The sequence below is a fragment of the Mycobacterium sp. IDUB_37 genome, assembly GCF_055419245.1.
The window spans coordinates 274,164-287,048 of the sequence record NZ_JBVAXG010000004.1 but is presented as its reverse complement, the minus strand read 5'-3'; the positions used below and the strand labels follow the sequence as shown (position 1 = coordinate 287,048).

Here is a 12,885-nt window from a genome sequence, read left to right as displayed (position 1 = left end):
GCTGCGCCGCGCTGGCGATCGCCACGGCGTTTTGCACCCCACCGCGACATCCCGGGTATCCGCGCCGATAGTCTCGTACCCCGTGGTTGGCGCTTTTGAGTCCGCTTCTGGAGTCGATTCCGGCTCCGGCAACCGGCGCTTGCCCACGTTAACCGACTTGCTCTACCAGCTGGCCACCAAGCAGGTGACTTCCGCTGAGCTGGTCCGGCGCTCACTGCACGCCATCAATGCGAGCCAGTCCACATTGAACGCCTTCCGGGTGGTGCTCACCGAGTCGGCACTGGCCGATGCCGCGAAGGCCGACCGTCGCCGCGCGTCCGGCGACACCGCTCCCCTGCTCGGCATCCCGATCGCCGTCAAAGACGACGTCGACATTGCCGGAGTACCGACCGCATTCGGCACCGACGGATATGTGCGACCCGCCGCGCACGACTCCGAGGTGGTTCGCCGCCTCAAGACGGCCGGCGCGGTAATCGTCGGCAAGACCAACACCTGCGAGCTCGGCCAGTGGCCGTTTACCAGCGGGCCGGGTTTCGGCCACACCCGCAACCCATGGTCGCGGCGGCACACGCCGGGCGGTTCGTCGGGCGGCAGTGCGGCAGCCGTGGCCGCGGGGTTGGTGAGCGCCGCGATCGGCTCCGACGGCGCAGGCAGCATCCGTATCCCAGCGGCATGGACGCACCTGGTCGGCATCAAGCCGCAGCGCGGCCGCATCTCCACCTGGCCCGAACCGGAGTCGTTCAACGGCATCACCGTCAACGGTGTGCTGGCTCGCACGGTGGCCGACGCCGCGCTGGTGCTGGACGCGGCGTCCGGCAACGTTGAGGGCGACCTACACAAACCGCCGCCGTTGACGGCGTCGGACTACGTCAGCATCGCGCCCGGACCGCTGAAGATCGCGCTGTCCACCCGGCCCCCCTACACCTTCTTCCGATCCAAGCTGCACCCCGAGATCCTGGCCGCACTCCAGCAAGTGGGCGAGCAACTCGAGACGCTCGGGCACAAGGTGGTCAAGGGCAACCCGGACTACGGCCTGCGGATGTCCTGGGACTTCCTGGGTAGGTCGATGTCCGGACTTTGGGCCTGGGAGCAGCGCCTCGGCGACGGGATGAGCTGGGATCCGCGCACCTTGTCCAATATGCGTACCGGCCACATGCTGTCGCAGGCGTCATTGCGCGCCACCCGACGTCATGAGAAAGCCGACCACCGCCGGGTCGGGTCGATCTTCAACATCGTCGACGTGGTGCTGGCGCCGACCACCGCGCTGCCGCCGCCGCAAGCACGCGCCTTCGACCGGTTGAGCAGCGTGGCCACCGATCGCGCCGTCGTCGCGGCGTGCCCGTACACCTGGCCCTGGAATGTGTTGGGCTGGCCCGCAATCAACGTGCCGGCGGGCTTCACTTCCGACGGGTTGCCTATCGGCGTGCAATTGATGGGGCCGGCAAACAGCGAAGGCATGCTGATCTCGCTGGCCGCCGAACTGGAGGCCTTCACCGGCTGGGCCGCCAAACAACCGAAGGTGTGGTGGGACGCCGGCAATAGCACTCCACCGATTCACAGCGTGCCGGACCCTCCGTCCAAGAAGCGCTGACCCGCGTCGAAAGTCCACTAACCGCAGGACTTTTCGTGAAACGTGGTGCGATAGCTCTGCGGCGACACCCCGGTGATCCGCCGGAACTGCTCCCGGAAGTTGGTTGTTGATGCGAAACCGACTCGGCGCGAGATGCTTTCGACACCGTCGTCGGTTGCCTCCAGCAGTTCCTGGGCATGGCGGATCCGCACACCGTTGACCCATTGCATCGGTGTCTGCCCGGTCTCACGCTTGAAGCTGCGATTCAGTGTGCGCACGCTGGCGGACGCCTGCACCGCAATATCATTGAGCGTCAAGGGCAGATGGGCATTGCTCTCGATCCACGCCAACAGCCCGTCGAGTTCGGTGTTCGCCTCTCGACGGTTGCGGATGATGAACTGCGCCTGCCCGCCGGTGCGGTGCAGCGGGGCGACCGCCAACCGAGCGGCGTCGGCGGCCACCGCGGACCCGTAGTCGAGCGCCACCATGTGCAGGCACAGATCCAGGCCGGCGGACGCGCCGGCGGAGGTGAGAATTTGCCCTTCGTCGACGTAAAGGGCGTCGGCGTCCAGCCTGACCGCGGGATACATGGCGGCGAAAAACTCGGCAGCCATCCAGTGGGTGGTCGCGCGCTTGCCGTCCAGGACTCCTGCGGCCGCCAGCGTGAACGCTCCACTACATATCGAAGCGATCCGAATTCCGTTGCGGTGCGCCTCTTTCAGTGCGACGACGACGTCGTCGCGGACTCCCGAAGTGATGTCATTGCGGCCGGGCACCACGATGGTGTCGGCATTGCCGAGTTCGGCCAACCCGAAGTCGGTGGTGATCCCGATAGGTCCCGCCGAGACGACGGGTTCGACGCCGCACACCCGGACCCGGTAGCCGGGTTCGCCGGTGGCCAGCAGGATCCGGCCGAATGCCTCGATCGGAATGGCCAGGTCGAACGCGATGACGTCGGGTTCGGCCAGAACGGCAACCGTGTGCATGCCTTGGCAATATACCGGCGCATGATGGCTATTCGGCCACTAGTCGGGCGGCGGGAGATCGACCACCATGACTGGCATGCATGCACAGATAGTGCTTTTCGACGGGTTCGACCCCCTGGACGTCATCGCTCCGTTCGAAGTGCTCGCCGCGGGCAGCGCGTTTGTCGGCGGTGAACTCGCGGTATCGCTGGTCTCGGCCGAGGGGGCACGCACCGTGACCAGCGGCACGCTCGGGGTGACCCTGACCGCCACCGCCGCACTCGACCCGGCCAAGAGTGGCTGTGTGCTGGTGCCCGGCGCCAGCGGACCCGTCGCCGGCGACCCCGACGACGGCGTCGAGACCATTCCCGTCCTACTGGCCCGAGCCGCGCAGTCGGAACTGACGCCGTTGCTGCAGAAGGCATTTGAAAATCCGGACGTTACGGTGACCGCGGTCTGCGGCGGCTCGGTGATCATGGCGATGACCGGCATGATCGAGGGTCGCCACGCGGTGACACACCACCTGGGCTTGGACCTGCTGGACGCGGCAGGCGTACACGCGGTGTCGGCCAGGGTGGTGGACGACGGGGACCTGATCACCGCGGGCGGGGTGACATCGGGGCTCGACCTGGGGCTGTATCTGCTGGACCGGTGGTACGGCCCACGGGTCGCGCACGCCGTCGAGGAGCTTTTCGCATACGAGCGCCGGGGCATTGTGTGGAGCAATACCGGCAGAGAACCCATGGAGGTATAGGTGAATACGGTAGCCGTAGACGGCGATTGGGACGTCGCGATCAAGACCCCGATCGGCACCCTCGCGGTGCGGTATGTCTTCACTCAGGGGCCCACCGGCCTCGAGGGTACCGCGACATTCAAAGACGAAACCGTTCCGCTGCAGGATATTTCGCGTGCCGACAGCGACATAGGCACACGCCTGACCTGGCGGCAGTCGGTGAGCAAGCCAATGCGGCTCAACCTGAACTTCGACGTCGTGTTCGACGGCGACGCCATGGCCGGGCATTCCCGCGCCGGCAAGCTGCCGAAGTCGGCGGTGACCGGTCGGCGTCGCCAAGCCGGTGGCTAAAAGCCCAGTCGGCCAAGCTGTTTGGGGTCGCGCTGCCAATTCTTGGCGACCTTGACCCGCAGATCCAAATAGATTTTGGTGCCAAGCAGCTTTTCGATCTGAACGCGGGCGGCGGTGCCCACCTCACGTAGCCGGGCGCCACCCTTGCCGATCACGATGCCCTTCTGGCTGTCCCGCTCGACGTACAACAGCGCGTGCACGTCGATCAGGTCGTCACGGTCGGCCCGCGGGCTGATCTCGTCGATCACCACGGCCAGCGAGTGCGGCAACTCGTCGCGCACTCCCTCGAGGGCGGCCTCGCGGATCAGCTCGGCCATCAACACTTCTTCGGGTTCGTCGGTCAGCTCGCCGTCGGGGTAATACGCGGGGCCGGGCGGCAGTGCCGCCGCCAGCACTTCGCTGAGCACGTCGACCTGTTCACCGGAAACCGCTGAAACAGGCACGATTTCGGCCGCATTCGGCAGGAGTTCGCTCACCGCGACCAGCTGCGCGGCCACCCGGTCTCTAGGCACCTTGTCGATCTTGGTGACGAGGCCCACCACTTTAGTTCTCGGCGAGACCGCGCTGACCTGCTCGACGATCCAGCGGTCACCCGGGCCGATCGGCTCGTCGGCCGGGATGCACAGCCCAATGATGTCGACTTCGGAGTAGGTGTCGCGGACAAGGTCGTTGAGGCGCTGGCCCAGCAGGGTGCGCGGACGATGCAGGCCCGGGGTGTCGACGAGAATGATCTGATAGTTCTCGCGATGCACGATGCCGCGAATGGTGTGCCGGGTTGTCTGCGGACGCATCGAGGTGATCGCCACTTTCGCACCGACCAGCGCGTTGGTCAGCGTCGACTTGCCGGTGTTCGGCCGGCCGATCAAACACACGAAGCCTGAACGGAACTCGCCTTCAGTCACAGTGGTCTACCCGTCGCATCGGTATGGATGATCGCAGCCGCCGGCGCGAGTTCGCGGACCGAGGCAATGCCAGGGTCATCGTCGGAACCGGCCACCAGCACAGCCGCTTCGAGTCCGGTAACGCCGCTGGATGCCGCCGCGGCTACCGCGGCCTGCAAACCGGTCAACTCCAGGGTCGCCAACCGCACCGGCGCGGCAACATAGGTGCGGCCGTCGACGTCACGCACCGCGGCGGCACTGCTCGCCTCGGCGCGCGCCATGGCCGCGCGGGCCAGCACCACCAGCTTGGCGTCCTCGGCGTCTAGCTGGTCAGCCACTCTTTTCACTCCCTGCGTCATCATCCTCATTCTCGACCGCGCTCAGCAGCACGGTGCCCACACGAACGCGGCCTCGATGGTCGGGACCCCCTTCGGCGTGCAGGCGCAGACCATGCGTGATGACTTCGGCGCCGGGCAGCGGAACCCGGCCCAATTCGAGAGCCAGCAGGCCACCAACCGTATCGACGTCGAGGTCGTCGTCGAATTCGACCCCGTAGAGCTCGCCGACATCCTCGATGGGCAGCCGCGCCGAGACCCGGAAGCGGTTATCGCCCAACTCTTCCACCGGCGCGGTTTCGGCCTGGTCGTATTCATCGGCGATCTCGCCGACGATTTCTTCGAGCACATCCTCGATGCTGACCAGGCCGGCGATGGCGCCGTACTCATCGACCAGCAGGGCCATGTGGTTGCGGTCGCGCTGCATCTCCCGCAGCAAGGCATCCAACGGCTTGGAGTCCGGCACGAACACCGCCGGACGCATCACCTGCCCGACCGTCTTGCGACCGGTATCGGTCAGGCTGACCGTTTGTTGCACAAGGTCTTTCAGATACACGACGCCGACGATGTCGTCGACATTCTCGCCGATCACGGGTATCCGGGAATGGCCGCTGCGCACGGCGAGCGTCATCGCCTGACTTGGCGTCTTGTCACCCTCGATCCAGACCATCTCGGTGCGTGGCACCATCACCTCGCGCGCCGGGGTGTCACCGAGTTCGAAAACCGACTCGATCATGCGGCGCTCGTCGGCGGCGACCACACCGCGCTGCTGCGCCAGGTCGACGACTTCGCGCAGTTCGATCTCGGAGGCGAACGGCCCGTTGCGAAAGCCGCGGCCCGGGGTGACCGCATTGCCCAGCAACACCAGCAACCGGCTGATCGGCATCAGCAGCCACGAAATCACCTGCAGCGGAAGGGCGGTCGCCAGCGCGATGGAATAGGCGTGCTGGCGGCCCAGTGTGCGTGGTCCGACGCCGATCACGACGAAACTGGTGACCACCATGATGGTCGCCCCACCAAGCAACCCCCAGTCCAGACCGAAGTTGTCGTAGAGGAACACCACCAGCAGGACCGTCGCGGTGATCTCGCAGGCAATCCGCAGTAGCACAACAAGGTTGATGTAACGCGGCCGATCGGCCATCACCTTGGTCAGCGACCTCGCGCCGGGCCGCTCGTCGCGCACCAACTCCTGCACCCGCGCCAGCGAAACCGTGCTCACGGCGGCATCGAGAGCGGCGAATACTCCGCCCAAGCCGACCAGCACGATCGCACAGAGCAACTGATAGATGCCCGTCACGGCAGGTCGAAATACCTTGATTTGTCCAGCAGTCGGCGGTCCCGCTCCTTCTGACGGTCGTTCTCGTAGGCCTCGACCTGTTCGGCCACCCACTCCTCGAGCAACCGCCCTTGCAGCGCGAACATCTCCCGTTCCTGGTCCGGCTCGCCGTGGTCGTAGCCGAGCAGGTGAAGGACGCCGTGAATGGTCAGCAAAGCCAGTTCATGGCCGAGGCTGTGGCCTGCCGTGGCCGCTTGCTCGGCGGCGAATTCCGGGCACAGCACGATGTCACCCAGCATGGCCGGCCCCGGTTCGGGAGCGTCCGGGCGACCGCCGGGCTCCAGCTCATCCATGGGAAAGCTCATCACATCGGTCGGCCCGGGCAGGTCCATCCAGCGCATGTGCAGATCGGCCATCGCCGCGGTGTCCAGCAGGACCATGGACAGCTCGGCGGCCGGGTTGACGTCCATGCTGGTGATCACGAAGCGCGCGACGCTGACCAGTTCGACCTCGGAGACGTCGATGCCCGACTCGTTGGATACCTCAATTGTCATAAGACGCTCACGCACACATCATCGACGATTGCGACTGCCGGACGCCCGCCGAGCCGCCCGGTTCATCCCCGAACCGGGCTCCTCGTACCTGGCGTAGGCGTCCACGATCTCGGCAACCAGCCGATGGCGAACCACGTCCTGGCTGGTCAGCTCCGCGATGTGGATGTCGTCGATGTCCTCGAGGATGTCCACCGCGGCCCGCAGGCCGGACCTGGAGTCGCCCGGCAGATCGATCTGGGTGATGTCCCCGGTGACGACCATCTTGGAGCCGAAGCCCAGCCTGGTGAGGAACATCTTCATCTGCTCGGCGGTGGTGTTCTGCGCCTCGTCGAGGACGACGAAGGCGGAGTTGAGCGAGCGACCCCGCATATATGCCAGCGGGGCGACTTCGATCACCCCAGAGGACATCAGCTTGGGAATGAGCTCGGGATCCATCATGTCGTACAGCGCGTCGTACAACGGGCGCAGATACGGGTCGATCTTCTCGCTCAGCGTCCCGGGCAAAAACCCCAGTCGCTCACCGGCTTCCACCGCGGGGCGGGTCAAGATGATGCGGGTCACCTGTTTGGTCTGCAGCGCGTGCACGGCCTTCGCCATGGCCAGGTAGGTCTTACCGGTTCCGGCCGGCCCTATCCCGAAGACGATCGTGTGGGCGTCGATCGCGTCGACATAGCGCTTCTGGTTGAGCGTCTTGGGCCGGATCGTCTTGCCGCGGCGGGACAAGATGTCGAGGCTGAGCACTTCGGCCGGTGATTCGTTCCCGGTGCCCAACAGCATTGCGACGCTGCGACTGACCACCTCCGGCGTCAGCGTCTGGCCTCTGGACACGATCGCCACCAACTCCGAGACGGCCCGCTCGGCGAGCGCCACATCGGCCGGCTCACCAGAGAGGGTGACGGTGTTGCCGCGCACATGCAGCTTGGCGTTGAGGGTTTGTTCCAGGGCGCGCAGGTTCTCGTCGGCCGAACCGAGCAGGCCCACGACGAGATCGGGCGGAACATCGATGCTGCTGCGAACTGGAGGGTTTGTCGGGCGGGCTACGCCGGCGTCAACAGCGCGGGTCTCGCGGGGCGTCACGTGGTTTCTGTCGCCTGCTTTCTAGCTGGTCCGGATTTTCAATGGTGTCGCGCGACGTGAGTCGATGAATTTCAGTTTACCGCCGGTCGGTCGCCGCTTCCCAACGATTTGATACCTGCCAGCAAGATGGCCAGCCCCCGTTCGAAATCGGCAGCTGCCGTCGATCGACGGCTGACATGCGCCAACGCGGCGATATGCGGGTGTTGATCGCCGGCCAACCCGCCTATACGGGCCGCCACGGCCGTCTGCTCCCGATCCCGCGCCGGTCCGGCCAGCGGTCCGGCCAGTTCTGCCTGGGCACTGCCCATGACGAGACCGAGCACCGCCCGGAAGCTGGCCAGTAGGTCCACGTCGGCCAGGCCGGCCCCCTTGAGCCCGCCGATCAACCGGTCGGCGGCCAGATAACTCGACGCCGACACGGTGCGGCGGGTCAGCACCAGCGGCACGGCGTTGGGGTGCCTACGCACTGTTTCCCACATCGCCACCGCGATATCCCGCACGTCGGCGCACCAATCATCGACTGGGGCAGGAACTTTGATGTCGGCAATGACGGCTTCTGCCACCAGTTCCTCGAGTTCGCCGCGGTCCTTGACGTAGTTGTAGAGCGTCATCGGGCCGGTGCCGAGCGCGGACGCCAACGAACGCATGCTCAGCCCACCCAGGCCATCTCGGTCGACGATCTCGAGTGCAGCCGCGGAGATCTCGGAAACCGTGAAGCGTGCCCGCACCCGACGCCCCTCTCTGTTGACACGTACATCGTACGTGTTGTCCAATACGTACATCGTACGTATCGGAGGATTACATGATTGCCAGCACGATCACCACTGAATTCACCTCGCACGGGACCCGGTGCGCCGCGTGGCTGACCAGACCACCCCGACCTGGCCCACATCCGGCAGTCGTCCTGGCCCACGGGCTGGGCGCCAACCACACCATGGCCCTCGCCCGGTATGAACGGCATTTCGCGGCGGCCGGCATCGCCACCCTCGCGTTCGACTACCGCAATCTCGGAGCCTCCGACGGCACACCCCGGCAGGTGCTCAGCCTGCGCCGGCATCGCCAGGACATCACCGCGGCGCTCGAATACGTCCGCGGTTTGCCCGAGATCGACGCGACTCGCGTCGCACTATGGGGTACCAGCCTGGGCGCGATGCACGTCCTACGCGTCGCCGCGCGGCGGTCCGACCTCGCCGCCGTTGTTGTCCAGTGTCCAATCGTCGACGGCCCGGCGACGTTGCGGCGGATCGGGCCGGTAGCCGCGCTGCGATTGGGGCCGGCACTCGCCGAGGACGCGATACGCGCCGCGTTGGGACGACAGCGCCGATATGTACCGATCGTCGGCAAACCGGGCAGCCTGGCCGCCGTCACGGTGGCCGGCGCCGAAGAGGGCTGGAACTCCACCGTGGATCCCGGCGGGTCCTTCGACAATCGCATCGCCGCATCGAACGTCGCCCAAATTGTCTTCAACAGCGCTAAACGAGAAGCACACCGGATCACCGCACCAGTGCTTGTTTGCGTGTCACGCCGGGAGACGTTGATGGATCTTCGACACGCCGAAGATCTCGCCCGGCGTGCGCCGCGTGGCATCGCGCGCCATTACGACGGCGACCATTTCCAGATCTACCACCCGCCGTTGCTGGCCGATCTCCTTGTCGACCAGACCGCCTTCCTGCTGGAGCACCTGAATGTCTGAACTGCGCAAATTACTGCATTCGAATGATTTGCGATTTGCCGAATTCGCCGGCAGCTTGACCGAAGCCGAGTGGTCGCACCCCAGTTTGTGCACGGAGTGGAACAACCACGAAGTGTTGGCCCACTTGGTAATCGGCTATCGGGCATCGATGACCGAGTTGGCCGCCGGCATGGTCAGCCATCGCGGGTCCTTCGACCGCGCCAACACCGCGCTCGCCAAGAACCTGGCCGCGCAGCGCAGCCCGGCCGAGTTGATAGACGAATTCGTCGTGCTCACCGCCGCGCCTCGCGGCATCGGCCGGGTGTTTCCGCGGCGACTGTTGTTGGGCGATCACGTGATTCACGAACTCGATATCGCGTTTGCGCTCGGCAGAGATTCCCAGATCGAGCCTAGCGCGTTGGCCGCCGTACTGAATACCCAAGTGCGCGTCCCGAATCCGTTCGTCCCGGCAGCCGCCACGGCACGTGGACTGAATCTTTCTGCCACGGATGCGGATTGGGGGCACGGCGCGGGTACGCGGACGGTGACCGGTGGCGCCGCGCAACTGGCGTCGGTGCTCGCGGGTCGCCCTTGGGCACTGGGTCAGCTCAGCGGCGCCGGTATCGACGAGCTACGGATTCGGGTGCCGGCGTTGTAGCGACGTGTTGGCCGGCAATTCCCGTCGAGCCCCTGCTACGACTGGGCGACGGCAAGCACATTCCTGGGCGGATAGCACACAATTGCGTCCCAAGCCACCACTTTTAGCCGCAAACACGCACTCCCACGCGCATTCGCGGCGCGCAGGATCGGGATCGAGCCACATCACGCTCGTTGGCGATGCGGAACTGAAGGGAAACCCCCCTTTTAGTTATTGACGAGTGTGGTAATTAAAAATTCGGAAAGAGTCGTCTGAAATGACACCAAGAAAATATTTGAATTCGGCCTACTCGTTGGCGGCAGCGCAGTACGCTCCTGCTGCTGATCTCGAGGGTGAGCTGGCGACCCTGGATAGGCGTGACTTATTAGCCGCGAATTATTTGGAGGTCCCATGTCATTTGTCATTGCGGCGCCGGAGTTCTTAACGGCGGCAGCAACGGACTTGGCAAACGTCGGTTCGACGGTGAGCGCGGCCAGTGCCGCCGCGTCAGCCCCCACCGTCTCGGTTTTGGCCGCAGGCGCCGACGAAGTGTCAGCTGCCCTTGCTTCGCTGTTCGGTTCGCACGGTGAGGACTTTCAGGCCCTCAGCGCGCGCGTGTCTGCTTTCCACACGGAATTCGTCCAGACCTTGACAGGGGCGGGCGCGGCGTACACCGGCGCAGAGGCGGCGGCAGTCTCGCCGCTCGGGCCGTTACTCGATGTGATCAATGCCCCCTTCCTGGCCGCGTTCGGACGCCCGCTGATCGGTAATGGCGCCAACGCCAAGCCGGGTAGCGGGGCGAATGGCGGCGCCGGTGGAATCTTGTTCGGCAGCGGCGGTAACGGCGGGTCCGGTCTGGGTGGTTCCGGCCAAGCCGGCGGTGCCGGTGGCGCGGCCGGCCTGTTCGGTAACGGCGGACAGGGCGGCGCCGGCGCGTTCTCCACCACTAACAACGGCGGCGCCGGCGGCGCCGGCGGCGCCGGCGGCACCCTGTTTGGCGCCGCCGGCAACGGTGGCCTCGGCGGCTACACGAATGCCGCGGGCAAGGCCGGCGGCGCCGGCGGTGCCGGTGGCGCGGGCGGACTGTTCACCGCCGGCGGCTCGGGCGGCTTGGGCGGGTTCTCCCAGCTTGGCTCCGGCGGCAATGGTGGCGCGGGTGGGTCCGGCGGGTTGTTCGGCAACGGCGCTGCAGGCGGCAGTGGCGGTAGCGGTGCTACCGCCGGTGGGGCCGGCGGGTCCGGCGGAGCCAGCGGGCTGTTCGGCGCCCACGGCGGTGCCGGCGGCGAGGGTGGCTCCGCCACAGCCGCTGCCGGCGTAGGCGGTCGTGGTGGCGACGCCGGTGGTAGTGGTCTGTTCGGCCAAGGCGCCGACGGCGGAGACGGCGGCAGCGGCGTCGGCAAAGGCGGTGCCGGCGGCAACGGCAGCGGTGCAGGCCTGATCGCCGGCTCTGGCGGCACTGGTGGTGCGGGCGGCGACGCCACCGGCGCGGCCGGGAACGCCGGAGCCGGCGGTCAGGGTGGCAACGCAGGCTTCTTGCTCGGCTCCGGCGGGGCAGGCGGCGCCGGCGGGTATGGCAGCCCCGCGTTCGCAAACGGCGGCAACGGCGGTGGCGGCGGTGTCGGCGCGTTCTTCGGCAACGGCGGCGCCGGCGGCGCCGGCGGCAGCGGGGGCGGCGGTGGCGGTGTCGGCGGTGTCGGTGGCAACGCCGGCATCTTCTACGGCACCGGCGGAGCCGGTGGCGCCGGCGGGTCGGGCTTGCAAAACCCTGGCGGCAACGGCGGCAACGGCGGCAAATCCGGACTGTTCGGCGACGGCGGCTCCGGCGGCGCCGGCGGCGACGGGTTCGTCAGCGCAGGAGGCAACGGCGGCAACGGCGGTAATGCCTTCCTCTCGGGCCAGGGCGGTAACGGCGGGAACGCCGGAACCAGCGCCATGGGGAACGGGACCGTGGGCACCGGAGGCAACGGCGGCATCCTGATAGGCGTCAACGGCCAGAACGGCCTGTTGCCGTAGCCGGAGATCGATCGGTCGCAGCCAGCGCTTCCCCGGGAGCGCTGGCTGCGCCATTTCAAACGCTCGACGCAACGTCCCAGCGTGGGGTGAGCACGCCCAAAGCGCCCAACGCCACCGCGGCCGCCGTCGACGTGCGCAGCACCGTCGGGCCAAGCCGCACCGCGACTGCGCCCGCTTCGGTCAGGGCGGCGATCTCGTCCGGTGCGACGCCGCCTTCCGGGCCGACCACGAGTAGCAGCGAATCCGCCTGCGCCACAGCTAAATCCGCGAGCCGGTCGGTGGCAGATTCGTGCAACGCCAAGACCACCGCACCAGCCGCAACTTCGTCGCGCACCCGCGCGATCAGCGCCTTCGTGGTCAGCACCCCGTCGACGGGCGGGATGTGCGCCCTACGCGATTGCCGCGCCGCCGAGCGCGCCACCGCACGCCATCTGCGCAAGCCTTTGTCGACGCGCGCACCTTCCCAGCTGGCCACGCAGCGTGCCGCCTGCCAGGCCAGGAAGGCGTCGGCGCCGGCCTCGGTGGCCAGTTCGACGGCGAGTTCGGATCGTTCGGACTTGGGTAGCGCCTGCACCACGGTCACCCGCGGCTGCCCGGCGGTGACGGTCCAGCGCTCCTGCACGCGGGCACCGATGCCGTCGCGCCCGGCGTGCTCGACCACGCATCGGGCCAACTCACCGGCGCCGTCGCCGAGGACGAGTTCCTCACCGGGACGGATCCGCCGCACGGTGGCGGCGTGAAACCCCTCGTCGCCGTCCACCAAAGCAATTGAGCCAACGTCGGGCAGCGCCTCGACGTAGAACAACGTGCCCACCATCTTC

At 66.9% G+C, this 12,885-nt stretch carries 14 protein-coding genes; 6 read left to right on the top strand and 8 right to left on the bottom strand.

What is annotated here, in order from left to right:
* Positions 1-82 precede the first annotated feature (82 nt).
* Positions 83-1,591 carry an amidase gene (locus ACZY1I_RS15645; RefSeq protein ID WP_463755734.1) on the top strand — a complete coding sequence of 503 codons (1,509 nt, stop codon included), beginning with the start codon at positions 83-85 and terminating at the stop codon, positions 1,589-1,591.
* Between the two features lie 17 nt (positions 1,592-1,608).
* Here the strand turns inward: ACZY1I_RS15645 and ACZY1I_RS15640 are convergent, their stop codons facing one another.
* On the bottom strand, positions 1,609-2,556 hold the full coding sequence (locus ACZY1I_RS15640; RefSeq protein ID WP_463755358.1) for a GlxA family transcriptional regulator: 948 nt from the start codon (positions 2,554-2,556) through the stop codon (positions 1,609-1,611).
* 76 nt (positions 2,557-2,632) lie between these two features.
* On the opposite strand from ACZY1I_RS15640, the gene ACZY1I_RS15635 reads away from it, so the two are divergent.
* Together ACZY1I_RS15635 and ACZY1I_RS15630 are read left to right on the top strand one after the other, a co-directional pair.
* A complete protein-coding gene (locus ACZY1I_RS15635) occupies positions 2,633-3,289 on the top strand; it encodes a DJ-1/PfpI family protein (RefSeq protein ID WP_463755357.1) in 657 nt (218 codons plus the stop codon).
* The gene (locus ACZY1I_RS15630; protein ID WP_463755356.1) at positions 3,290-3,619 is read left to right on the top strand and encodes a hypothetical protein; all 330 of its coding nucleotides are present in this window, start codon (positions 3,290-3,292) and stop codon (positions 3,617-3,619) included. It begins immediately after the preceding gene.
* On the opposite strand, the gene era is transcribed toward ACZY1I_RS15630, so the two are convergent.
* From era to ACZY1I_RS15600, 6 genes are all read right to left on the bottom strand, one after another.
* Positions 3,616-4,521 (bottom strand): GTPase Era, encoded by a 906-nt coding sequence (gene era, locus ACZY1I_RS15625; protein WP_463755355.1) that lies wholly within the window; start codon positions 4,519-4,521, stop codon positions 3,616-3,618. The genes ACZY1I_RS15630 and era overlap by 4 nt on opposite strands.
* Positions 4,518-4,859 (bottom strand): cytidine deaminase, encoded by a 342-nt coding sequence (locus tag ACZY1I_RS15620; RefSeq protein ID WP_463755354.1) that lies wholly within the window; start codon positions 4,857-4,859, stop codon positions 4,518-4,520. The genes era and ACZY1I_RS15620 overlap by 4 nt, the downstream gene beginning before the upstream one ends.
* Positions 4,831-6,132: a hemolysin family protein gene (locus ACZY1I_RS15615; protein WP_463755353.1), complete on the bottom strand. Its 1,302-nt coding sequence runs from the start codon at positions 6,130-6,132 to the stop codon at positions 4,831-4,833. Before ACZY1I_RS15615 ends, ACZY1I_RS15620 begins: the two co-directional genes overlap by 29 nt.
* Positions 6,129-6,665, bottom strand: a complete 537-nt coding sequence (gene ybeY, locus ACZY1I_RS15610; RefSeq protein WP_463755352.1) for an rRNA maturation RNase YbeY — start codon at positions 6,663-6,665, stop codon at positions 6,129-6,131. The genes ACZY1I_RS15615 and ybeY overlap by 4 nt, the downstream gene beginning before the upstream one ends.
* Positions 6,666-6,683: 18 nt before the next feature.
* Entirely contained in the window at positions 6,684-7,742 is a 1,059-nt protein-coding gene (locus ACZY1I_RS15605; protein WP_463755351.1) for a PhoH family protein, read from the bottom strand.
* 71 nt (positions 7,743-7,813) lie between these two features.
* On the bottom strand, positions 7,814-8,515 hold the full coding sequence (locus tag ACZY1I_RS15600; RefSeq protein WP_463755350.1) for a TetR/AcrR family transcriptional regulator C-terminal domain-containing protein: 702 nt from the start codon (positions 8,513-8,515) through the stop codon (positions 7,814-7,816).
* Positions 8,516-8,544: 29 nt separating this feature from the next.
* Here ACZY1I_RS15600 and ACZY1I_RS15595 point away from each other — a divergent pair, with 29 nt between their 5' ends.
* The 3 genes from ACZY1I_RS15595 (at position 8,545) to ACZY1I_RS15585 (ending at position 12,064) form a co-directional block, all read left to right on the top strand.
* Positions 8,545-9,435, top strand: a complete 891-nt coding sequence (locus ACZY1I_RS15595) for an alpha/beta hydrolase (RefSeq protein ID WP_463755349.1) — start codon at positions 8,545-8,547, stop codon at positions 9,433-9,435.
* Positions 9,428-10,072 (top strand): maleylpyruvate isomerase family mycothiol-dependent enzyme, encoded by a 645-nt coding sequence (locus ACZY1I_RS15590; protein WP_463755348.1) that lies wholly within the window; start codon positions 9,428-9,430, stop codon positions 10,070-10,072. The genes ACZY1I_RS15595 and ACZY1I_RS15590 overlap by 8 nt, the downstream gene beginning before the upstream one ends.
* A gap of 390 nt (positions 10,073-10,462) precedes the next feature.
* The gene (locus ACZY1I_RS15585; protein WP_463755347.1) at positions 10,463-12,064 is read left to right on the top strand and encodes a PE family protein; all 1,602 of its coding nucleotides are present in this window, start codon (positions 10,463-10,465) and stop codon (positions 12,062-12,064) included.
* Between the two features lie 55 nt (positions 12,065-12,119).
* On the opposite strand, the gene ACZY1I_RS15580 is transcribed toward ACZY1I_RS15585, so the two are convergent.
* Entirely contained in the window at positions 12,120-12,881 is a 762-nt protein-coding gene (locus ACZY1I_RS15580) for a 16S rRNA (uracil(1498)-N(3))-methyltransferase (protein WP_463755346.1), read from the bottom strand.
* Between the last annotated feature and the right edge of the window lie 4 nt (positions 12,882-12,885).